This is a genomic window from Actinoplanes sandaracinus, from assembly GCF_030009775.1.
In the GTDB taxonomy this organism is placed as follows: Bacteria; Actinomycetota; Actinomycetes; order Mycobacteriales; family Micromonosporaceae; genus Actinoplanes; species Actinoplanes sandaracinus.
Map to the genome: position 1 here is coordinate 52696 of NZ_JASCTH010000032.1, position 22982 is coordinate 75677.

Below are 22982 nucleotides of genomic sequence, written 5' to 3' on the forward strand. Positions count from 1 at the left end.
AACGACCGACCCATGGACGAGCTTTCCGGCCGATTCGCCGAGTCCGAGATCTTCGTTGAGCGTGCACATGGGCCCTGGCTCATCAGCGAGAACCAGCGCTGGGTCGACCATGTCCTGGGCAACTGCTCGCAGCTACTAGGTCACAGCCACCCGGTCGTTGTCGACCGGGTCCAGGAGCAAGTCGCTCGGATGACGAACGTGGGCGACCACAAGACGAACGAGGCGTACCGTCTCGCACGACGAATCCTGGAGATCTCGGGCATGGATTCGCTGCGATTCGTCAGCAGCGGGAGCGAGGCCGTGCACGTGGCGCTCCGCACCGCACGGGCGGCGACCGGTCGCCGAAAGGTGCTGAAATTCGCGGGCCACTATCACGGATGGTTTGCCGAGGAGATCTCGCGATTCGTACCTCAGCTCGACTACGCCGGTGGCATCTCACCGGCCGCGCCGGGTGATCTGCTCATCGCGGACTGGAACGACGCTGATGCCGTCCGTGCGCTGGTGGCGGAACACGGCAATGAACTCGCCGCGATCATCTGCGAGCCCATCCTGTGCCACGCGGGTCCCGTACCTCCGGTCGATGGGTTCCTAGAATTGCTGCGCTCCCAGACAACCGCATCGGGCGCCCTATTGATCTTCGACGAGTGCATCACGGGATTCCGCCTAGGCATCGGCGGCGCTCAGGAATGGTCCGGGGTCAAGGCCGACCTGGTGACCTACAGCAAGGCGCTGAGTGCGGGCTTTCCGCTCGGCGTGTGCGCGGGCACCGCAGCCGCGATGGCGCCGCTGGCAGAAGGACGCGCATACCAAGCGGCGACCTACGACGCCAACTCGGTCTCTGTCGCCGCGGCGCACGCCGTGCTCGACGTCCTCGGCACGGAGCCGGTCTACGAGCGGATCACCTCCTACGGCGAGCGGCTCCGCGGCTTCATCGGTGAGACGCTCACCGCCCACGACGTCAAAGCCGTCTGTCAGGGCGTGCCAGCCGTATTCCAGCACTTCTTCACCGAAGCGCCGGTCCGCAACCATCGCGACGCCCTGGCCTCCGACACCGTCCTCTACGGTTTCCTCGTCGAGGAGCTCCTGAAGCGGGGCGTCAACATCTACAAGGGCGATCTGCGGCCCGATCCGGATGCGAGCTGGCTGTCTCAGTGGTTCGTCAGCTCGGCGCACGACGACGAATCCTTCGAGACGACGACGGCGGCCTACCCGGCGGCACTCCAGGCGGCGCTCCGCCGGCGTCGGGAGGCGAAATGACGGCCGGTGAACCGATTCAGCTGTCCACCCACATGTGGATGCGTACCCTGGTCGACCTCGGCACATTGTCCCTGGACTACCTCGAGATCCAGCCCGGCTCGATCCGGACGCCGGTCGTGCACGACAACTGCGACGAGTTGTCATACATCCTGTCCGGAGAACTCGAGTTCCACCTGGGTGATCAGAAACGGGTGATGCGGGCGGGCGAGGCCATCGGTGTTCCGCGCGGCGTCCCGCACGGCAGCGTCAATCACGGGCCGGAGGTCGTTCGCATGCTGGCCGCCAACTCGCCGGCGTTTCGTCTCGAGGACGAGGTCGAGCTTCAGCCGGAGGAAGAGGCATGAGCCCGGCGGCGAACCCTGTGGTGCAATCCGTGTACCTGCTCGACGACCTGAGCGACCGGATACGCGAACGAGCCCACTCGGCGGGCCTCGGCCCTTCGGAGACCTCGACGCTACTCGCAGCCGCCAGGCGGACGACGCTGGAAGCGGCGGCAGCATTCCCGCTCGGTGAGGTGAGCGTGGACCTGATCACCTGGGAGCACGTCACAGAATCGCTACGGGTACGGCTGGGCAGCCTGCCCGCCCCGTCAGTGACTGCCGAGACACTTGTCCTGGGTGACGGTGGCGCGCGGCTCGCGTCGATCATCGAGGCGTGGGGGATCCGGCTGCCGGGCCGGGTGGAGATTCCCGTGGCCAAGGTGCTCGAAGACCCCGCCAACGCGTTTTACTCACCGCACCACATCAGGCAGCGTGACAGGAAACCTCTGGCGGTCGGCACGGTGAGCAATGCCGGCGAGCTCATCGTGGTGGACGACTGTGTGCAGACCGGCATGACCTTCGACGCCGTCGCCGCGGCGACGGGCGCGCGGAGCGGGTCCATCATCACCGGCATCTGCAACGAGGCGACGCTTGGTCGTCTTCGCGCCGACGGGTGGACCGTCCACTACGGTGTCCTCCTGCCCGGACCCACGTACCCGGATTCTTACTCGACCGACCTCTTCTGCGTACGCGACTTCGTCGTCACCGACGCTGTCCGCTTCGCCGACGGCAGCTCGACCTCGTACAGTTCAGGCGGCGACTGGCTGGAGCTCCTTTACGGTGACCCACAGGCAGCGGAGACCGTCCGCGCGGCTTGGATGGAGCTTGCCGAACTGCTGGCCGGGGCGGGCGTGGAAGTATGACACCACGGTGGGCCCGAGCACGTGGGCTGTGGCCCCGCGATCCACACGAGCGTCGCCTCGCATCGATGTCGCTGGTGGACTCGGTCGGTACGGGAGTCTTCGTTGCCACGGTCCCGCTGTTCCTCATCAGGCACCAGCACCTCAGCGCCTACCAAGTGGGATGGATGCTGTCGGCGGCGGGCCTGGCCCTGCTCCTGACAACGGTGCCCGCCGGGCATCTGGCTGATCTGCTTCCGCTGCGGGCGCTGTACGTGGCGGGGTCGCTGGTGCAAGCTGTCGCCAGCGTGATGCTGGCAGTGGCACCGTCGACGGCTGCGGTCTGGGTGGCCCTCATCGCAGCGAGCTTCGGGGCGGGGATCGTAGCCCCGCCCCGGTCGGTCATCGTCGCCCGGGTCGCGGCACCTGACAACCTGGTGCGGGTACGGGCGTACAACCGATCCGTATTCAGCGTCGGCATGTCGGTCGGCGCCGGAATCGCCTCCCTCGTGGTACTAGCGGATCGTCCCGGGTGGTACGGCGCCGGTTTCGCGCTCAACGCCATCACCTTCGTGGTCAACAGTGTCCTTGTCCGTCTTCTTCGCATCCGGGTTCCGGAACCTCAGCAAGCCGCTACCAGCAACAGCGGGCCGGCCCGTCATACCGGGGACCGCTGGGCGGTCTACCGCGATGTCCGGTTCCTTCTCGCCGCCGCCGTCAACGCGCTCCTTTTCATGACCGCGGTACTCGTCGATCCGCTACTGGCGGTCTACGTCGCTACCGGCGCGAACACCCTCACGGTGCTCATACCGGCGCTGATCGCTCTCAACACCGTGCTCACGGTCGTACTCCAGGTTCCACTCAGCCGCCGGTGCGTCGGGGCGGAGGGCGTCCGTGCCACCCTGCGCCGGGCGGGTGTCGCCGTCCTGGTGGGCTGCGTGTTCGTGGCGCTGAGCGCCGCCAGCGATTCGAACGCCGGCGTGATCGGTGCACTGATCCTGGGCATGACCGCTCTGACCTGTGCCGAGATCTTCATGTCGGCGGCGTCCTGGGAAACCTCGTTCCTGTTGGCGCCACCTCACCTGCAAGGTCAGTACTTCTCGACGTTCAACCTCGGCCCCGGCCTTGCCATGGCATTCGGGCCCGGGCTGCTCGCTCCCTTGGTGCTTCTGGACCACGGGGTCGGGTGGCTCCTCGCCGGGTCGGTGCTGTGCGCGGTGGGAATCTTCGGTGCCTCGGTCACCGGCAACACGATCGCACAGCGAGTTGTGCTCGCGGCGCCGGCGCCCACCCCCTCAACGACCAATTAAGGACAGTCTATGAACTCGCGTTCCCTGGTGCCGCGCCGACTTCTGGCGGTACTCGGCTCGGTCCTTGTCGGTTTCGGACTCGCGGCCTGCAATTCCGACGTCCCCAGCTCGTCCGGCGATGCCAACCCGGCTCGCGTGAGCATGGGCACCCAAGCCTGGATCGGTTACGGACCCTGGCACATCGTGAAGGAGAAAGGATTCGACAAGAATCACGGAATCGACCTCGACCTCGTCAACTTCAACACTGACGCGGACCTGTCGTCGGCATTCGCGGCAGGCCGCCTACAGGCCGGGAACGCCGCGACCAACACGGTCGCGCAGTTCCTGAAGGCGGGCCAGCCACGCACCATCGTCCTGTTCGAAGACACCTCCCGCACCGCAGACGCCATCCTGGCCCGCCCGGACATCCGTTCAGTCGCGGATCTCCGCGGCAAGAAGGTCGCCTTCGAGGAGGGCACCACGAGCGACATCCTGCTGCGCCACGCGCTGTCCACCGCCGGTCTCGGAATGGATGACATCAAGGTGGTGCCGACTCCCGCCTCGGATGCCGGATCGGCACTGATCTCCGGCGGTGTGGATGCAGCGGTGACCTATGAGCCGTACATCTCGGCCCTCCGGCGGCAGGATTCTGAAGTCGCGCCGATCTTCACCGCGGGAGACAAGCCCGGTCTCATCTCGGACACCCTCACGGTCAACACCGAATGGGCTAAGAAGAACCCGGCGGTGGTATCAGATCTCCTTCTCGCCTGGAACGACGCCGTCATGTACTACCGCGAGCACAAGCAGGAGGCTCAGGCCATCATCGCGAAGGGGGTCGGCGTCGATGTCGCCGATCTGACGACAAGCTTCGACGGTGTCGACTTCTATGACCTTCAGCAATCGAACACATACCTGACGAAGGAGTTCCCGGAGACGGCTTCCGTCATCGAGAAGGTTCTTTCCTCCACGGCGGACGAGTCGGCATCGGGCGTCAGTATCGCCGGAGCGGTCGACACCTCGTACGGCGCGAAGGCCGGAGGCGCGAATTGAGCCTCGGCCACGCAACCCCGGCGACCGGCGAGTTGAGCACGGCTCGCCGGGCCGTGCAACCGGTGCGGCGCCATCAACTGTTTCACCAGCCCTCCCGTACCGCGTTCTGGATCTGGGGATCGGCCGTCATGGCCGCCCTCGGCATCGTGTGGTTCGGGGTGACGGCGCTCGAATTTGCCAATCCGTACTTTCTGCCCTCGCCCGGAGCCGTTTGGACGGCCGGCTACGAGATGGCGTCAACGGGCCAACTCTGGGCGGACACCTCCGAAAGCATGCGGCGTATCGTCATCGGGTTTCTCATATCCACGGCACTGGCCCTGCCGATAGGGCTGCTGATGGGGTCGGTGGGCCGTTTCGAGGCAGCCCTGGAACCCTTCATCGACTTCGTCCGGTACATGCCGGCGGTGGCGTTCGTCCCGCTCACCATCGTGTGGTTCGGCGTCGATGAGGGTCAGAAGTACTCGATCATCTTCATCGGCACCTTCTTTCAGCAGGCGCTCATGATCATGGACAATGTCAAACGTACGCCACTCGACTATGTCCGGGTCGGCGAGACCCTCGGCCTCGGTACCACGAAGCTGCTGCGAAGAATCGTGCTGCCAAGCTCAGGACCCGCGATCTGGGACACACTCCGAATCTCATTCGGGTGGGCCTGGACGTGGCTGGTGGTCGCCGAGCTCGTAGCCGCCCGGGACGGCCTGGGCCAGCGAATCGTCGTTTCCCAGCGGTATTTCGACACCGACCGCATCTTCTTCCTCATCGGACTCATCGGAGTAATCGGCCTGGTCCTCGACCAGTTGTTCAAGATTGCCGGGCGGGCACTGTTCCGGTGGTCCAGCACGGAGAGAGGTTGAGATGTCGGCAGTTCGGATCGTGAATGTGACGAAGACATACACCACTCGCAGCGGGCGGACCCAGGCGCTCAGCCCGATCAACGTCTCGTTCCGGCCGGACGAGTTCACCGCCATCCTCGGAACATCGGGATGCGGGAAGAGCACACTGCTGCACATCGTCGCCGGGCTCGAGCAGCCCAGCACCGGCCACATCGAGGTCAACGGAACAGCAGTGAGCGGGCCGGGCCGTGACCGCGGCATGGTCTTCCAGAACTACACCCTTTTCCCATGGCTCACAGTTCAGCAGAACGTTGAGTTCGCCCTTCGCGACCTTCCGATGAGCCGCAGAAAACGCCATGATCAAGCACGGGAGTATCTGGGGCTGGTAGGCATGGAAGCCTTCGCGGCGGCCCACCCGAGTGAGCTCTCCGGCGGCATGAGGCAACGTGTCGCCATCGCACGGGCGCTGAGCTATCAGCCACGGGTGCTCCTGATGGATGAGCCGTTCGGTGCGCTCGATGCCCAAACCCGGCAAGGCATGCAGATGCTGCTCACCAGGGTCTGGGAGGAGCACCGAATGAGCGTGCTGTTCGTGACCCACGACATCGAGGAGGCCGTCTGCCTGTCCGACCGGGTCATCGTGATGAGCCGCCGACCCGGAGCGATCAAGGCGGACCTAGCCATCGACATTCCTCGTCCGCGTGGCATCGACACGCTGACCAGTGCCGAACTGAACGGCTATAAGGCCGAGCTCCTACAGCTCATCCGCGAGGAGGCGGATGACGCCCAGACGGCGGCATCCGCCAAGCGAGCCGGATGATTCATGAACTCGCATTCACGCGTCATCGGCTATGTACCACGATTTCAGTACACGCCAGGCTCGGGGATAGCCGTCCATGTGCACGGCGACGGAGCACCGGTGCGAGCGGACCTAGTCCATCTGAGCGGACCCGAGGCTCCGACACCGATCCCGGGAACCGCCCGCACACTCGGATCGCCGCCTCCGCAGCGCATTGACATCGGCTCATGGGCGAGTGCGCCAGGCAGGTGCCATTCAGTCGCCGTCACGGTCAGTATCGCGACATACCTGACGGCATGGCCGGTCGAATGCGCTGGCCTGATAGGCGTCGATAGTCCCGACTGGGGTTGGACACTGGAGGTCACCGGCCGCCGTGAGATGCGCCTACGCATCCGCGATGGCGCCGCCGTCGCCGACGCGGCGATGCCCGCCGCCCTCCTTCTCGGCGCCTGGAACAACATATGCATAGAGCTGTCACCAGACGGTGCTGATGTCACGGTCGGCCACCATCGTCTACGCCTCGAAACGTCGGTGACCATGCGGCCAGGCGACCCGCTCCACTGGACTCTCGCGCGGGTGCCGTGGCGTTCTGAGGACAGTGCTGGACACGCCTCCTTGGACGGAAAGATCGCCAACGTCGAGGTGTCGTGGCGCGACCAGGGTCAAGCTGTGGCCCGCCACCGATGGGACTTCGCGCCGGCCGCGAATCGCGCGGTCGTCCCGCCGCTGACCCCGCAGACCGAGCCGCTCGTGTTGCATCAGGCACCGACCCGCGCGGTCACCGGGCCTCACTGGACCGGCGAGACGCACCATTGGCCGGACGCTCCCGGGCAGTGGGATGCCATTCATTTCCATCGCGACGATCTCGAAGACGCCGGCTGGCCGGTCGCCACCACTTTCGCGCTGGGTGCGGATCTGCCCACCGGCGTGTACGGCATCCGTCTGAAGGGCGAGCGCAATGATGATGTGGTGCCCTTCGTAGTGGGCTCTGCACACGGCGCCCGGAAGCCCGAAGTCCGGGTCCTCCTGCCCACAATGACCTACCTGGCCTATGCCAACGAGCCCATCTTCGAACCGCACGTACCACTGCATCGCGGCTGGTGGGATGACTGGGCGGAGCGGCTCGGACTGCTGAGCCTCTACAACTGGCACGCCGACGGGAGCGGCGTGAGCCTGGCAAGTACCCGCCGGCCGCTGCTCAACATGCGACCGGACCATCGTTACTGGCTGACCGGTGCTCCTCACGGTCTCTCGCTGGATCTGCAGCTGCTCAAGTGGCTCCAGACGATCGGCTTCGATGCCGGCCTGCTGACAGACCACGAGCTGGACGCTGATCCGGATGCCGCGCTCGACGGCACCCGGGTCCTCGTCACCGGCTCGCACCCCGAATACTGGACCCGTCGCATGATGACGGCGATGGAGAGGTTCCTCGGGAAGGGTGGGCGCCTGGCCTATCTCGGCGGAAACGGGTTCGCCGCGATGGTCGGAGTCGACCGGGAGAGACCGCATCTGCTCGAGCTGCGACGCCGTGCGAGTCTGCCCGGGCTCTGGGACGCGTCACCCGGTGAACTGGGGCTAGCCACGACCGGTGAAGTGGGTGGTTACTGGCGCCACCACTCGCCTAGCCCCAGATCGATGACCGGCCTCGACTCAGCGGGGATGGGGTTCACCACCGCGCGTCCGTATCGGCGCACTACGGAGTCCGACGATCCCGCATGCGCATTCGTCTTCGACGGCGTCACAGCTCGCGTCTTCGGCGAACGCTCGGCCGTGCTCGGCGCCGCCGGCGGCTATGAGGTCGACAGCGTCGACTTCAAGCGAGGTACACCGTCGGACACGCGCGTACTGGCAACTGCCGCCGGTTTCGACTCTGCATACGTCGGCCTTGATCAAAGTGGCATAGTTCGTTCTGATGTTGTTCTTCGAATGTTGAGGACTGGCGGCGCGGTCTTCGGCGTGGGGTCGATCGCCTGGTGCGGATCTCTCGGAGGCAGCCACTGTGATGTGAACATCGAACGAGTCACCGAGAATGTGCTTCGTCGCTTTGCAGATCCGACGCCATTCCTTGGAAGCGAAGGACTGTGAGGGTGTTCTTCGGAGGCGGCGGCCAAGGACTCTGCCGGGACCAGCAGCAGAACCGCATTGACGAGCACAACCAGCCAGCGTCGCATCCGCATCGGCTCCTCCACCGTGCGACCACGTGGCGAACACTCCCACGGTCGAGTGGAGCTCAGTCGACGCCCGCACCCTCGACAGAGCACTTCGGGAACGAGGGAGAGGTCATGGGAGCGGGCGTAGTAAAGAGGTCACGCTGTTCAGCGCTGTTGAACTGCACAGACACGCTCTTCGACGCTGTTGAGCGCTGTTCGGTGGAGCCCTCCTGTGTGAAAGTGGTTGGCCCACCCCGCTGACCAGCCAAAATAGGAATCGGTCCTGGTGAGACGCCACTACCCGGCACCGCTGGACGCTGTTCAGCGCGGTTTGGCGCAGCCGGTGACCACCCCACCCGCTCCCCCCGATCATCGAATTTGGGGAGCAGCGCCGCACGACCCCCGCCAGGAACACCGAATTTACCGCCATGGTGCTCCCCACGGCTGACACGAACGGCCACATGAGCAGCTCAAACATCCTCGCCGACAGAAGCCACGCTGCTCCCCGGCGCAGCGAACCTCGGCCTGCCTCCGCGAGACCGGTCAGATCGGAGGGCCGGCTTCCCCCAGGACACCGGTAAGAGGCCCAGCGGCAGCGCCTTTGGGAGCACATGCCCGCCAGATAACAAGTCCAATGGCCGTCTAACTATCTCGCTGCTCCCTCATCAGCACAGCAACCACCCGCAAGCGACAAGCCCGACCTCGGCGCAGACGTGCTGCTGACCGAGATGCGGCCGGCGGTCGAGACGTTTGCGGCGAATGAGCCCACCTGGTCGGGCATTCGCCCTGATACGCGGCCTCCATTCACGGAATTGGACCGATAATCAATCAGAGGCGAGCCGGGCGGTAAGTCGCCCGGGAGCATTTCTCGCAAATAATGATGATGCCCGCATACCGTGCGGCGCCCGACCGTAGTGCGGCTTTGGACGGAACGCCGATTTCAGCCTAGTCGTCGCCTTGAAGAATATTTCCGTTGACGGCGCTCACGTCGACCTCACGCTTTTTACCGTTGAGGGAGAATTCCATTTCCCAGATCGGACTGCCGCCGCGCTCGTCCAGTTCTGCCTCCAGAACGCGCGCACCAGGAAAGCTTTGCGTGATGATCGCTGCGGCCCGTACAGCGTTGACCGGCCGTGGCCCGAACTTGGCATCCAGGTCGGGGTCAATCTCCAACTCGAAGCCGGCCGAGGAGCGAGCGTCATCGCGGGAGTCCTTGGCGCTGGCCAGCGCGGTGCCCGCGGCCAGGAAGAGGCCTACGCCGCCGATCGCGACCGCGGCGAGCAAGACTTTGCGCATGTCAACCTCCGAGGGGTGTGGTGGCCGCTGCAGGCGGCTGGTGACATGTCGTAGTACGGCCGGTGACGTGGCAACGCTCAGCGGAGGGGCGAAGCCTGTACGGGATCTATCTGTTTCCTGGCATTCCTGAAGGGTCGTGCACGGCCCCAGTCGACGCCCTCCTGAGGCTTCTGTTGATGGCTGTATCCGGGTACTCGATCATGGCCGCGTTGCCAGCGTCTTTCTGTTGGGTACACCCGATCGGTCCGGGGCCAGATACGCCTATAGGTCACCGACGGCGACAAAATCGATCCCGCAGAAGTCGCGGAAGCCGTCGGTCGTCGAGCCGTCCGGCTGTTTGCCACGTCAACCCGTCGAGAGGATCAGCCGTCACTGTCGAGCGCTTCCGTGATCCTGTCCATCCGGGCGCTGCCTCCGCCGGAGATGCTTCTTCTCAGGTAGGTAGCGCCACGACGGCGTCAAGGCCGGTAGGCTGCGCCGCCTCCAGCCACGTGCGGCCGCCACTGGCCTGGGCGAGTTTGTGGACCAGGGCCAGCCCGAGACCGGTACCGCCCTTGGCAGCGCCCGGGGCCCGCCAGAACGGCTGTAGGGCCTGGACGCGATGGTCGTCGGTGAGCCCCGGCCCCTCGTCGACGACGTGCAGTTCGACCGTGTCGTTGCGCACGTGCCAGGTGACGGAGACGGTGGTTCCGGGCGGAGCGATCTGCAGCGCGTTCGCGATGAGGTTGTCGAGGATCTGATCGAGAGCACCCGGGACGGCCTGGGCCGTCGCCTGCTCGGGTCCGCCGGTCGTCAGGGTGACGTTGCGCTCGCGGGCGACCGGATGCCAGACGGCGGCTCGCGCCGCGACCACGGATGCGATGGCGACCGGTTCCGGCTGCAGTGTGCCGCTGTCGCCGCGGGCCATGGTCAGCAGTGTGTCGACCAGGGTGGCGAGCCGGTCGGCTTCGAGTAGTGCCGCTCGCAGGTTCAGCTCGCCACCGGTGGTGACATCCGGTTCGAGGTTTTCCAGCCGCAGCCGTAACGCGGTGAGCGGTGTCTTGAGCTGGTGCGAGGCATGCCCGGTGAAGGAGCGCTGCGCGGTGATGAGTTCCTGCAGGCGGGCGGCGGCGGTGTTGAAGGTCGCGGCCAGGCTGCGTAACTCCGGCGGTCCGGTGGTGGCGGACGCGGGCGCGGCGGATCCTTCGGCGAGCCGACGGGTGGCTCGTTCTAGTTCCCGGACCGGGCGGCCGATCCAGCGGGCCAGCCCAAGCGCGATGAACGTTCCGCAGACGAGCACCGCCACGCCGACCGCAACCAGAATGATGTGGAACTGGCGGATTCGATCGGTCAGTGGCGCGCTCGAGACGCTCACTCCTAGCGCGCCTTCGGCAGGTTCGCCTGGACGGACGGGCACGACCACGGCCATCCTGCCGCTGCTGATCTTGGTGGCCACCGCCGTGTGACCGGACAGCAGCGCCCCCAAAGCAGGCACGGTGGAGCCGTCGGTGCGCGTGGTGATTACCGAACGTCCGGTCGCGTCGACCATGTCGATCTGGGCGCTCCACCGACGTGCGGCGTCATCGATCAGCGACTTGATCTCGTGGTCCCGGTGCACCCGTTCCGCGCTGTCGATGAATGCGGCCAACGTTTCGGCGTCGTGTTCCAGTTGCGCGAGCGCGTGCTGCTGCTCGCCGCGCTGGTAGACGTAGCCGAACGGCAGGGCAAGACCGACCAGCACCACCAGGGTCAGCGACAGGTAAGTCAGCAGTAGGCGGCGGATCACAGGCATCGGTACGGGCCGCCCGGCACGGTGGGTTCAACCATGCGGCGGTTCGCCGCGTATCTCCTGTCGGTGAAGTACTGGCTGCTCAGGGAGGCGTTGTGCGGGTTCTGCTGGTGGAGGACGACGAGTCGATCGCGGAGCCGCTCGCCGATGGGTTGGGCCGGTACGGCATCACCACCCTCCGGGTAGGCACCGGCGCGGACGCGCTGAACGCGCCGCTGACCGATTTCGTACTGCTGGACCTCGGCCTGCCCGACATCGATGGCATCGACGTCTGCCGCCGCCTGCGGCAGGCCAGTGACATCCCGATCATCATGCTCACCGCACGTGGTGAGGAGACCGACCGGGTGCTGGGCCTGGAGATCGGTGCCGACGACTACATGCCGAAGCCGTTCAGCACCCGGGAGTTGGTGGCCCGGATGCGAGCGATCGGCCGTCGCACCCGGACCACACCGCGAACGGAGACGGGCCGGCTGGGACCGCTGGTTCTCGACGAACGCGCTCGGCAGGCGCGGCTGCACGGCGAGGTGCTGGCGTTGACGCCGAAGGAGTACCAACTGCTGGCCCTGCTGGCCGCCGACCCGGGCGCCGTCGTGGAGCGGCGCACCATCCTGGAGACGGTGTGGGAGCCAAACTTCTTCGGCACCGGTAAGACCCTCGACTTCCACGTCGCGACGTTGCGCCGCAAACTGGGCGACCCGCGCTGGATCGACAACCGCCGCGGCATCGGATTCCGCCTCCTGGTCCCCGTCGGCGACCCGACGAATCGACCAGGGCAAGAGCACGCCTGAGCTGCCAGCTGTCGGCTCATACCGGCAGCGCCGACAGGCGACCGTCGCGGTGGCCGACCAGTATCCATGGCCGACTGTTGGCGTGCAGGGCGTTGATGGCTGCCGGGTTCGCGATCGCCTCAGGCAGCAGTCGTCCCTGATAGCCAGCGGTCGCATAGCCGTGCCGGTCGAGGCGCTCACCGTCCGTACAGGTGAACACGGACCCGTCGACCACGATCGCGTTCTCGACCGATGCGGTACCCGATACCGACCAGCGGGCCACCACGCCTTCGCCGACCACGATTTCTTTGAGCCCCCCTCACCGGCCACGTACACCCGCTCGTCGTGGACCCGCAGTCGGTGCAGGTACTCGCCCTGGTCTAGGCGCCACCGTGTCCGTCCGCCGGGGTCGTTACGTGCACACCCCCGTCGTGCCCGACCGTCACTCGGTTGCCGTTGGGCAGGTAGGCGGCCGCTCGAATGGGACCGCCGGTCTGCTCCTCGACGGTGAGCGTCCAGCCGGCGTCGCAGCCCAGCCGCACCACACCGACGCCCTCATCGGTCGCCACGTATCCCACGGCCGGGTCGTCCATCGCCGGGCTCACGTCCCAGATGATGCGAAGTCGAGCCGGGCCGTCACCGGCACGAGCAGCGCATCGGCAGACATCTCCGAGACGGCATCGAGTTGCCCGTCATCCAGGATCGAGGTCACCTCACCGGTGATCACATCCACCGTCGCCGCACACAGCCAGCTACCGCGAACGAACCGCACCACGTGGGACGCGTCGGCCGAACTCTTGGACGACGCGTACATCTGCCACCCGGCCACCGCCGGCCTCACGCAGAGCCGCATCCACCGACCGGTTGACCTGCTCCGAGGATGTCACCTCGCGTGCTGCTGCCTTGCCCATACTGACTCCTCCAGGTAGCCGTACGCAGCAGTAGACGCACTCCGCGACCACGCGGATGGCTCACCGGAAGAACTCTGGCCAGCGCCTGGACGACTCCTGTAACTGTTGGAACGCCCGCTGGCAGGGTCAGAACCGACTATGAACTGTTCGCGTATTCCGGCATGATGCAGGGTCGCCTCATCGGAGCCCTCACCACAGTTCTTACCCTGGTCGTGGGTGACCGCCGGCCACCCAGCCGGCGGACGCTTCGGCCGGCTCGCCGAAGTCGCTGGCGATCTCATCCTCACTCTGATCGGCACCCGTATCCTCTGGGAACACCTCGGCGCGTTCCAGGCCGGTCAATCCAAGCGGAATCGGTCAGGCCGACCGGCCAGACCGGTGGATCTTATCGGCGCCGCCATCCGTCTCATCGGCGTTGCCTTGATCATGCACACGCCAAGCACCACAGGTTCCCGACCGCACAGTCGTCCGCTTTGCGCCCGGTCAGGTGGGGCGGCTCTGCGCCGTGACCAGCGGGAAGGAGTAGAGGGGTCCGGTGTCCGCCGATGGTGGCTGCGGGGGGCGGGCGGGCTTTCTCCGGCGATGGGGGGGCGGCCACCCGCAACAGGGGTGCGTGCGGTGTAGGCGGCCAAACTCGCGGAGGGCAGCCAGGGCACGCGGCCGGTCAGTGCGCCGGGGCGCCATGAGTTTCAGCCGGTGCTCAGGGTGGCCCCAAGGAGGGCCGGGGAAGCTGGTCTCTCTGGAAGCAGGGTGGCCGAGCTGGTGGTGCCGCGCCGCAGATGAGGACCCGTCACCGTGTGACGAGCACGACCATGGCGCTGAGCAGCGTCAGTACTACTAGGGTGAAAGGGGTTGCGACGCTCCATGATCGCCGCTTGTCATCGGCGAACGGCAGTGGCGACGCCTCGGTGGCTTCCCACTGACCGTCGCGGAGAGTCCAGTCACGGATGTGCGTCAGTGGTAGATCGGCGGGCGTCGAGTCGTTCATGCCGGTTTCTCCTGTATCGGGGTCCGCAGCTGTTGCGGTCGCCAGCGGTCCGGGCGTGATTTCGGTTGTTTGGCCTACGAGGCGCGAAGGCGCGGAGGATCAAGAGCCGGAGAGGGCGATGCTGGCGTGCGCAGCGGTCGCGGACATCGATGATCCCGTCAGCGATTCGCCACCTCGCGCGTCATCCGTTGGGGCGCATGCCGACAGTTCACTGCTGGTGTTCTGCGGGCGTGAACAGATCAGGCCGTGCGTACTGGTCGGGCAGGGGTCTGGTGTCGAGGTAGAACCATTCGGCGGTCGGGCCGGGCTGCGCTGTCGGCACCGGTGGTGGCACCGCGAACCAGGCATCGCCCGCAGCTGCCGGGTGCGCTGTGTTGACGGTCTGGGGCAGCGGCGTGACCGCCGCATCCGCTGCCTTATAGGGGTGGCGGCCACGATGAGGTTGCGTCGAGGTGTCCTTCGACCGTGCACGTGCCGGCTCGGCCGCACCGTCCGGGTGCGGATTGAACAGCTCGACGCGCCTGCCGGTTGCTCGTTGCTGGGCGACGAACTCGTCGATCTGGGAGCGGCAGGCGTGGTCGAGATGGGTGATGCCGGTTATGTCGAGGCGGATCCGCGGCTTGTCGGAGGCGGTCGCCTCCTCCAAGGCGTCGATCAGTTGGGGCAGGCGCAGGAAGGTGCTGTTGCCGGCCATGACGAGGGTGATGGTGTCCTCGCTGAGGTGCCGCTTGATGGAGGTCTTCGACATGCGGAGCGCGACGAGGATGACTCCAGCGGCGAGGCCGAAGAGCGCTCCCTCGAGCAGCGCCGTGGCGACGATGACCAGGGTGGTCAGCGTCATGACGGCGAACTCGCCGCGGTCCTGGCGCCACATCTTGGGGAACTCCGCCGGTGCGAGGAGTTTCCAGCCGCTGTGCACCAGGACGCCGGCGAGGACGCAGATCGGGATCAGCGCGAGAACCTGCGGCAGGACGACGGCGAACGCGAGCAGCCACAGGCCGTGCAGCGTGCGTGAGGCTCGAGTCTTGGCGCCGGCCTGCACATTCGCGGAGCTACGGGCGACCACCGCGGTCACCGGTAGGGCGCCGAGGAGGCCGCAGAGGGTGTTGCCGGCGCCTTGAGCGATGAGCTCACTGTTGTACTGGGTGCGCGGGCCGCTGTGCATGCGGTCTACCGCTGCCGCAGTGAACAGGCTCTCCGCCGAGGCGATGATGGTGAAAGTGAGGATCGCGCCGAGGATCGCCGGGTCCGCCAGACCGGCCAATTGCGCCGCCCCGGGCACCTGGACGGAGTCCAGCAGACTGCCGACCTGCAACGTCCGGATATCAACACCAGGCAGGGCGGCGACCGCCATACCCACGGCCACGGCCACCAACGCGGCGGGGATCTTGTTGACCGGTCCGGGCACCTTCTTCCACAGCGCGCTCAACACGATGGTCAGCACACCGAGCCCAGCTGCGATCAGTGTCTGCGGGTTGGCGAACGTTGCGGCGAGCAGGTTGGGGATGCCGGCGATGTTCTCCAGGGCCTTGCCGGGTGCTTTCGCGTCCACCAGGGGATATGCCTGGCTGAACATCAAGGGCAGGCCGATCCCGGCGAGCATGCCCTGCACCACGGCCACGGAGATGGCTTGGAACATCCGGCCCAACCGGATGAGGCCGAGGACGATCTGCAGGAGGCCGCATCCCAGGACGATGACACCGAGCATCGCGACGCCGTGTTCCAGCACGGTGTCGGCGACCAGTGCGGCGAGACCGGCGGCGGGACCGCTGACCTGCAGGGTGCTGCCGCGGGCCGCGCCGACGACGAGGCCGCCCACGACGCCGGAGATGATGCCCAGTTCAGCGGGAACGCCGGAGGCCACCGCTACGCCGATGCACAACGGCAGAGCGACGAGGAACACCACCAGTGAGGCGGTGAACTCGGTGGCGTAGTCGATACGGGGAGCCGCCGCCTTCCCCGGCGCGCGGACACTCGCTGGCCCGGGTGGATGCGGTCGCTGCCGTGGCGGATAGCTGCCCGCACCCATCGCCGGCCAGGGCCCCGGCTCGCCCCGCGACATCGTGCTGCGCCCGTGCCGGCCGCTCATCCGGCATGCACCCGGAACGAGCCGTCGTCGCCCAGCTCGTGCACCTGCCCGGTGTCGACCTCGTAGTACCAGCCGTGCAGCTGCAACCGGTCTTCGTCCAGCAGGCGACGGGCGCTGGGGTAGGCACATAGAACGCTCAGCTGATGACGGACGTTGAGCTGCACAATGTCGGACATCGCCGGGTCCGCCTCATCCTGGTTCTGAGCCGGCGGAATGACCGAGGCGAGGGCGGGGCGGGCCAGGTCAAGCCATGCACCGACCGCGGGAAGCCCGGACAGGTCCGTCGCCTTCTTCAACGCTCCCATGGCGCCGCAGTGTGAATGACCGCACACAACAACGTGTTGAACCTTGAGCACTTCCAACGCGTACTCGATGGTGGCGGCTTCTCCTGAAGCCCCCGCTTTGCTGTGCGGCGCGACGATGTTGCCCGCATTACGCAATTCGAAGACCTCACCTGGACGTGCGCCCATGATGAGGGCAGGAATGATACGAGAGTCCGAGCAGGAAATGAACAGCACCTGCGGCTGCTGCCCTTCCGCCAACTTCCGGTATGCGCTTCCCTCGAAGCTGGCTTGACGCTGGAACGAGCGCGCACGCTGCAGCAACTCATGCATGATGCCTCCTGGATAAGGGCCGTGATCGATAGCAACGACCCTAGGCCGGGGACATGCAGGGGAAGGTTAGAGCAACACTAAAGCCTCGCCAAAACGGCACCATATTTTCCATCCAGTAGAGAAATCCTCCATTCTTAACCTTCCGAGAGAGCGAGGCTCGGTGTTGAATCCACAGCGGGGTACTGTGGCGCCTCCGCCATGGGTTCTCGACAACCGATTCCAGAAAGAAGGCGTGTGCATGACCGTACGGGTGCTGCTCATCGAAGACGACGAGACGATTGCCGAACCGCTCGTCGAAGGGCTGCAGAGTTACGGCATGTCCGTACGGTGGCTCGCCACCGGCGCTGACGGACTCCGCGGACCCTACGGCGACATCGTCCTTCTCGACCTCGGCCTGCCGGACATGGACGGCATCGACGTCTGCCGCGGCATCCGGCAGGCTTCCGACGTCCCGGTCATCATCCTCACCGCACGCGGCGAAGAGACCGACCGGGTCCTCGGCCTGGAACTCGGAGCCGACGACTACCTGGCGAAACCCATCAGCCTGCGCGAACTGATCGCCCGCATCCGCGCCGTCACCCGCCGCACCCGCAACACCAGCTCCGCGGCCATGGCACCCGCTGCGCCCGTCTCATCCGCACCCGTGGCACCGGCGGCAACTTCCGGCTCGGTGCCGTACCAGCCGACGGCACCGGACCATTCGTACACCTACGCGCAGTTCCCTCCGGCGGCACATCCGTACGCCGCACTCAACACGCCGTCAGTCGACGGATACGGATCGGGTGCCGCGCCCGTATCCGCGGCTTTCACCGAGCCGGACCACGGGACGCCGGGCCCACTGGCCGTGGACCGGCGCACCCGCCAGGTGTGGGTCGGCGGCTCGCTGACCGCGCTGACGCCGAAAGAATTCGAGCTGCTCGCTCTGCTGTGCGAGGATCCCGGCGCGGTGTACTCCCGTCAGCAAATTCTCGACCGGGTCTGGGATCCCCACTACCACGGTCCCACCAAGACTCTCGACGTCCACGTAGCGACACTGCGGCGCAAGCTCGGTGATCCGGCTTGGATCCAGACCGTACGCGGGGTGGGCTTCCGCCTTGCCGTCAGCGCCGGCCAGCAGCAGGCCGGCAATGCGAACCGTTATGCGAGCCCACGGGCAGCGCTGTACCGATGACCCGTCGTCTGCTGTTGAGCTATCTGAGCATCGCGGTGCTGGTCCTGCTCTGCCTGGAGATTCCGCTGGGCTACCTGTACTCGCAGGCGGAACGCGACCGTCTCATCAACGCCGCCCACGACGAAGCCGAATCCCTGGCCGCCTTCACGGAACTGTCCATGGACACCGGCCGCGCGGCCCGTGAGCTGCCCCGCCGTGTGAGAGCCGACGCCGATCGCATCGGCGGACAGGTGAGCGTGATCGGCCGTAACGGAACGCTGATCACCTCCTCCACTCCGATGTCGCGGATGCAGGCGAGCGACGCGGCCGGCCGCCCGGAGGTCGTCGCAGCCCTGGCCGGCGACCAGTCCACCAACGTGCAGACTTCGCGGATCGGCGGTGTGCAGTACCTGTCCGTAGCCGTACCGGTCGGCCACAGCACGCCACCTACCGCCGCCGTACACATCACCGTGCCCACCGACATCGTGCACGGCCGGGTACACCAGGTTTGGCTACTCCTCGCCTTCATCGGCCTCCTGGTACTGGCCGCCGTCACCGGGGTGGCCTTCGCTGTCGCCCGATGGACCGGACGCCCGATCCGCCAACTGCAACAGGCCGCCGTCCAACTCGCCCACGGCAGCCTGTCTGGCCCGGTGACGGTCACCGCGGGTCCGCCTGAAGTTAAGAGCCTCGCTGCCACGTTCAACCAGACCGCCGCCCGCCTGGAGAACCTGCTGACCGCTCAACGCGCTTTCGCCGGTGAGGCGTCCCATCAGCTCAAGACGCCTCTCGCCGCGCTGCGGCTGCGCTTGGACAACCTGGAACGCTCCATCGCCGACGACGGCCGCGGTGGCCTGAGCGCCGCGCAAACCGAGATCGACCGGCTCGCCCACATGGTCGACGGCCTGCTCGCGATGGCCCGCCTGGAAGAGAACGCCGCACAACGTAAACCTGTCGAGCTGGAGCAGGCCTGCATGGAACGGCACTACACCTGGGCGCCCGTGTTCCACCGACAAGGTGTTTCACTCACATGCTCAAGCCCCGGCGTCGGGCCGGTCCTGGCACTGCCCGGCGCCATCGAACAAATACTCGACAACCTGCTCTCTAACGCCTTGCGGCACTCACCAGCAGGAACCACGGTCACTGTTCTGCTGCACCACCGTCCTGCCGAGCGCCGACGGCGCTCACTCGACCAGCATGCTGCTCGGGTGGAACTGCATGTGATTGACGAAGGTCCCGGCATGACAGATGAGCAGCGCCGTCGCGCCTTCGACCGCTTCTGGCGCGCCCCCGACGCACCCAAGGGCGGCAGCGGACTCGGCCTGGCACTCGTGCAGCGACTGGTGCACGCCAGCGGTGGCGACGTCACACTGCACCGCTCCGCCAGCGACGGCCTCGAGGTCATCGTCAGCTTGCCCTGTGCCGACCCCCTCCCCACTGCCGCCCCCGATATCGCCACCACAGTGACCGGCCGGCAATCGCCCGCATCGCATCCGCTCCTACCCCGAGACGTCGGCCCCACCGGCTTTCCACACACCGTCAGCCCCATCAACCGACGCAGCTCGCGCCGTGGGGAACACCGCGTCGCCGGCTGAAATGACAGCGGATCAAGCCGGCCGTGAACCCGACAAGGGCCGGGCTGACAGGCTCAGGCAGATAACGGCGCGCCCACGCACCGGTCAACGCCGCTACATAGCCGGCCTGCCGCGGATCGGTGACGGCGTGGTCCACTCTGTCGAGCGCAATGAACGATTTCGGGTGCGCAGCCGCGGCGAAGACCCGCCGCGCCTCATCAGCGCTCACGACCGGGTCACGGGGCGCGTGCAGCACAAGCAGCGGGCCAGCGTGGTGACAGCCCGCAGTTCATCGCGGTGCTGGAAGGCATCCGGGTGCCCCGGCCGGTCGGTCGGCCGAGGACCCGGCCGGACCGTGCCTTGGCGGACAAGGCGTACACCTCCCGCGCGAACCGGCGTTACCTGCGCCGCCGCGGTATCAAGGCGACCATCCCGAGCAAGGCCGACCAGGACGCGAACCGACGCAAACTCGGGTCGAAGGGCGGTCGGCCACCGTCCTTCGACCCCGAGTTGTACAAGCAGCGGCACGCTGTCGAGTGCGGCATCAACCGCCTCAAACGCCTCGGACACGTGTCCGAGGCTTTCGTGTCTTTCAAGGTCACTCCGCCCCTAGAGCGCGACCCGTAGTTCTTCGCTGTTAGCGGAGGTTTAGGCGGGGCGCGGTCGGCGGTGCATCAATGCGTCGTGTACGGCGTCGCGAAGTTCCGACGGCAGGAACGGTTTGCGCACGATCCGGTCGCCGTCTTGAAGCGTGTCGGCGGCTTGCTCCGAGGTGACGGAGCCAGTGGCCATGACGACGGGAATGTCTTCGGTATCGGGTGTAGTGAGTAGTTCCGCGCGTGCTTGGAGGCCCGTCATTCCTGGCATTTCGTTGTCGGTCACGACAGCGTCCGGGTGCTGGGCCCGGACCTCAGTGACCAGCTCGTGGCCGTCGTTGCACAGGTCCATCGTGTGGCCTGCGCGGGTCAGCACTCTCTCGACCACCCGGCGGACGCTGGGGTCATCGTCGGCCGCCACGATATGACTCATGGGGAACCTACCTTCTGCTGTGTTCTGCTGCCGGAAGGGCTTCGAGAGCCCCTGCTGTGAGTTGTCATCAGGCGTTGCCACAGCCGGGTCGCCGGTGTCTTCCGGCGAACGGGTCATGGTCAACTTGCGACGGGCTTCCTTCGCGCGTCGCTGCCAGCTTGTGAAGGAGGTCAGCGGCGGTGAAGGGCTTTTCGAGGAAGGCGATGTCGTCGTCGAGGATGTGGGTGGTGCCGAGCAGGCCGTTGCTGTAGCCGGACATGTAGAGCACGGGAAGGTCCGGCTGGCGTTCGTGCAGCAGTTCGGCCAGACGTCGTCCGGAGATTCCCGGCATGATCACGTCGGTTAGCAAGGCGTCGCAGCCGTGCCGTTCGTACAGATCCCGCGCTTCCGTGGCGTCGGCGGCGGTGAGCACGTGGTACCCGGCGTTGGCGAGGATGCGGGTGATCACGCGGGCGAGCGCTGGTTCGTCCTCGACGACAAGCACGGTGCTGCCGTCTCCCCGTGGTGGCGCTTGGCTGGGCACCGGCGGGGATGCGGCCGTGTCGGCCGCCGTGGTCACCAGTGGCAGGTAGATCCGGAAGGTGGTGCCGATACCCAGTTCGGAGTACACGTTGATGCTGCCTCCGGCTTCGGTCACGATGCCGTAGACGGTGGCCAGACCCAGCCCGGTGCCCCGGCCTTGAGGCTTGGTGGTGTAGAACGGCTCGAAGATTCGTGCTGCGGTTTCCGGTGACATGCCCTCGCCGGTGTCGCTGACGAGCAGGCGGGCGTAGGTGCCGGCCGGCAGGGGTGGTTGCATGTTGACCTCGTCGCCGTCCAGGGCGGCGCTGTTGGCCTCCAGAACCAGAGTGCCGCCCTCGGGCATTGCGTCGCGGGCGTTGATCGCCAGGTTCAACAGCACCTGTTGAAGTTGGCCGGGATCGGCGTGCACGGTCAGGGGGTGCGGCGAGGGCACCGCGATCAGGTTGATGTGCTCGCCGAGGGTGCGCTCCAACATCATCTGCACTTCGGTGACCGCCGCGTTGAGATTCACGTCCTGCGGCTGGATGGCCTCCGCACGAGTGAACGTCAGCAACTGCCGGGTCAGATTGGTCGCCCGCTCCACCGCCGTACGTACCTGCGTCAGGTCGGCTTGCACGTTCGGCTGATCAGCGGTCTCCTCCGCCACGAATTCGGTGTAGTTGGCGATGATCGCCAGGATGTTGTTGAAGTCGTGCGCGACACCGCCGGCCAGCTTGCCGAGGCTCTCCAGGCGCTGTGCCTGGTTGCTGCGTTCCTCGATGGCACGCCGGCGTTCGGCGGCCTCCTTCGCCGCGGTGATGTCACGGGCCACGGCCGAGGCGCCGATGACGGTGCCCGCCTGGTCCTGGATCGGAGTGATGGTCAGCGCGACGTCGACGAGTGTCCCGTCCTTGCGCAGCCGCCGCGTCTCGTAGGCCATGCCACGCTCACCCTGCCTGATCCGGGCGAGCACGTCTGCCTGCTCACCGGTACCCGTCTCATCGGCCAGCATCGTGGCGGGCCGGCCGAGCACCTCCTCGGCCGTGTACCCGAACAGGCGTTCGGCGCCGCCGTTCCACGCCGTGATGATCCCTTCCGGGGTCACCCCCACGACCGCGTCATCGGTGTGCTCGACCACGGTCGCCAGGGTGGCTCGATGGGCCTCTGCCGCATCGCGGGCGGCGCGTTCCCGAGCGTCGGCTTCGTCCAGCCGGTGCTGGCCCCACGGGTCCACGTAAATGGCGCCTTTGCCCAGCAGGACGCCGTAGCCTCGGCGTAGCGTCCAGTAGTAGACGCCCACTGCGGCGGTGAACAGGTCCCACATCGCCGAAGTCCAGGGCCACCCGGCAGCGTCCATGTGCATCTGGTGGGCCGCCGGGACCTGTATGACGGTGCGATAGGCCATCACCGCATGCAGACCGTGACCGACCGCGCAACTGAAGAAGATCAACGCCGTGGCGGTCGCGAGCCTGTTGGTGCGCAATTGTCCTGCGCGGGAGACCGGTACCACGATCGCGGCCGAGATCGCTGCATAGGCGACCATGATCACCAGATTGCCCATTAAGAAGATCTGGTCCGACATGCCCCTCAGTTCGGATAACCGTTCTGCAACCTGAGGGAGGCGCAGGTCACGCTTTCCCGCAATATCCGGGCGTCGCCGTCGCCGAAGTCAGGCCCATGATCACGCTGGCGCTGACGCCCGCTGATCCGGTGCTGATCATCAGCCCAGCGGTGAGTTGTTGAGCCAACCCCCCAGCA

Annotated in this window: 21 protein-coding genes and 1 pseudogene; 12 read left to right on the forward strand and 10 right to left on the reverse strand. The window is 66.5% G+C overall.

Translation table 11 applies throughout. The features are described from left to right. Positions 1–12 precede the first annotated feature (12 nt). The 8 genes from QLQ12_RS37520 (at position 13) to QLQ12_RS37555 (ending at position 8472) form a co-directional block, all read left to right on the forward strand. Positions 13–1257 (forward strand): aspartate aminotransferase family protein, encoded by a 1245-nt coding sequence (locus tag QLQ12_RS37520; RefSeq protein ID WP_282765672.1) that lies wholly within the window; start codon positions 13–15, stop codon positions 1255–1257. Further along, the gene (locus tag QLQ12_RS37525; protein WP_282765673.1) at positions 1254–1601 is read left to right on the forward strand and encodes a cupin domain-containing protein; all 348 of its coding nucleotides are present in this window, start codon (positions 1254–1256) and stop codon (positions 1599–1601) included. Before QLQ12_RS37520 ends, QLQ12_RS37525 begins: the two co-directional genes overlap by 4 nt. Beyond that, positions 1598–2440, forward strand: a complete 843-nt coding sequence (locus QLQ12_RS37530; RefSeq protein ID WP_282765674.1) for a hypothetical protein — start codon at positions 1598–1600, stop codon at positions 2438–2440. Before QLQ12_RS37525 ends, QLQ12_RS37530 begins: the two co-directional genes overlap by 4 nt. A 65-nt stretch (positions 2441–2505) precedes the next feature. Beyond that, entirely contained in the window at positions 2506–3726 is a 1221-nt protein-coding gene (locus tag QLQ12_RS37535; protein ID WP_282765675.1) for an MFS transporter, read from the forward strand. Positions 3727–3735: 9 nt separating this feature from the next. Further along, a complete protein-coding gene (locus QLQ12_RS37540) occupies positions 3736–4755 on the forward strand; it encodes an ABC transporter substrate-binding protein (RefSeq protein ID WP_282765676.1) in 1020 nt (339 codons plus the stop codon). Beyond that, positions 4752–5609 carry an ABC transporter permease gene (locus QLQ12_RS37545; protein WP_282765677.1) on the forward strand — a complete coding sequence of 286 codons (858 nt, stop codon included), beginning with the start codon at positions 4752–4754 and terminating at the stop codon, positions 5607–5609. Before QLQ12_RS37540 ends, QLQ12_RS37545 begins: the two co-directional genes overlap by 4 nt. A 25-nt stretch (positions 5610–5634) precedes the next feature. Further along, positions 5635–6408 carry an ABC transporter ATP-binding protein gene (locus QLQ12_RS37550; RefSeq protein ID WP_282765678.1) on the forward strand — a complete coding sequence of 258 codons (774 nt, stop codon included), beginning with the start codon at positions 5635–5637 and terminating at the stop codon, positions 6406–6408. A gap of 357 nt (positions 6409–6765) precedes the next feature. Then, complete coding sequence (locus QLQ12_RS37555; protein ID WP_282765679.1) at positions 6766–8472, forward strand: N,N-dimethylformamidase beta subunit family domain-containing protein; 1707 nt, start codon at positions 6766–6768, stop codon at positions 8470–8472. 1010 nt (positions 8473–9482) lie between these two features. Here the strand turns inward: QLQ12_RS37555 and QLQ12_RS37560 are convergent. Then, the gene (locus QLQ12_RS37560) at positions 9483–9833 is read right to left on the reverse strand and encodes a PepSY domain-containing protein (RefSeq protein ID WP_282765681.1); all 351 of its coding nucleotides are present in this window, start codon (positions 9831–9833) and stop codon (positions 9483–9485) included. Between the two features lie 433 nt (positions 9834–10266). Then, on the reverse strand, positions 10267–11604 hold the full coding sequence (locus QLQ12_RS37565; RefSeq protein ID WP_282765682.1) for a sensor histidine kinase: 1338 nt from the start codon (positions 11602–11604) through the stop codon (positions 10267–10269). A 92-nt stretch (positions 11605–11696) separates the two neighbouring features. Between QLQ12_RS37565 and QLQ12_RS37570 the strand changes: the two genes are divergently transcribed. Continuing rightward, a complete protein-coding gene (locus tag QLQ12_RS37570; protein ID WP_282765683.1) occupies positions 11697–12389 on the forward strand; it encodes a response regulator transcription factor in 693 nt (230 codons plus the stop codon). Positions 12390–12405: 16 nt separating this feature from the next. On the opposite strand, the gene QLQ12_RS37575 is transcribed toward QLQ12_RS37570, so the two are convergent. From QLQ12_RS37575 to QLQ12_RS37600, 6 genes are all read right to left on the reverse strand, one after another. Continuing rightward, positions 12406–12669, reverse strand: coding sequence for a hypothetical protein (locus QLQ12_RS37575; RefSeq protein ID WP_282765684.1), 264 nt, complete (start codon positions 12667–12669; stop codon positions 12406–12408). Between the two features lie 79 nt (positions 12670–12748). Beyond that, positions 12749–12973: a hypothetical protein gene (locus tag QLQ12_RS37580; RefSeq protein WP_282765685.1), complete on the reverse strand. Its 225-nt coding sequence runs from the start codon at positions 12971–12973 to the stop codon at positions 12749–12751. Beyond that, the gene (locus QLQ12_RS37585; protein ID WP_282765686.1) at positions 12970–13209 is read right to left on the reverse strand and encodes a hypothetical protein; all 240 of its coding nucleotides are present in this window, start codon (positions 13207–13209) and stop codon (positions 12970–12972) included. The genes QLQ12_RS37580 and QLQ12_RS37585 overlap by 4 nt, the downstream gene beginning before the upstream one ends. A gap of 860 nt (positions 13210–14069) precedes the next feature. Next, a complete protein-coding gene (locus QLQ12_RS37590) occupies positions 14070–14267 on the reverse strand; it encodes a hypothetical protein (protein WP_282765687.1) in 198 nt (65 codons plus the stop codon). 208 nt (positions 14268–14475) lie between these two features. Then, complete coding sequence (locus QLQ12_RS37595) at positions 14476–16356, reverse strand: SulP family inorganic anion transporter (RefSeq protein WP_282765689.1); 1881 nt, start codon at positions 16354–16356, stop codon at positions 14476–14478. Continuing rightward, positions 16353–16970 (reverse strand): carbonic anhydrase, encoded by a 618-nt coding sequence (locus QLQ12_RS37600; protein WP_282765690.1) that lies wholly within the window; start codon positions 16968–16970, stop codon positions 16353–16355. Before QLQ12_RS37600 ends, QLQ12_RS37595 begins: the two co-directional genes overlap by 4 nt. A gap of 238 nt (positions 16971–17208) precedes the next feature. Here QLQ12_RS37600 and QLQ12_RS37605 point away from each other — a divergent pair, with 238 nt between their 5' ends. The 3 genes and pseudogenes from QLQ12_RS37605 to QLQ12_RS37615 all read left to right on the forward strand — a co-directional run. Further along, complete coding sequence (locus tag QLQ12_RS37605) at positions 17209–18141, forward strand: response regulator transcription factor (protein ID WP_282765691.1); 933 nt, start codon at positions 17209–17211, stop codon at positions 18139–18141. Between the two features lie 35 nt (positions 18142–18176). Then, positions 18177–19715 (forward strand): sensor histidine kinase, encoded by a 1539-nt coding sequence (locus tag QLQ12_RS37610; protein ID WP_282765692.1) that lies wholly within the window; start codon positions 18177–18179, stop codon positions 19713–19715. Positions 19716–19955: 240 nt separating this feature from the next. Continuing rightward, a pseudogene (locus QLQ12_RS37615) lies at positions 19956–20321 on the forward strand (transposase); the annotation flags it as partial. Positions 20322–20342: 21 nt separating this feature from the next. Here QLQ12_RS37615 and QLQ12_RS37620 read toward each other — a convergent pair. Further along, positions 20343–20723, reverse strand: a complete 381-nt coding sequence (locus QLQ12_RS37620) for a response regulator (RefSeq protein WP_282765694.1) — start codon at positions 20721–20723, stop codon at positions 20343–20345. 67 nt (positions 20724–20790) lie between these two features. Next, positions 20791–22806, reverse strand: coding sequence for a PAS domain S-box protein (locus QLQ12_RS37625; protein WP_282765695.1), 2016 nt, complete (start codon positions 22804–22806; stop codon positions 20791–20793). Between the last annotated feature and the right edge of the window lie 176 nt (positions 22807–22982).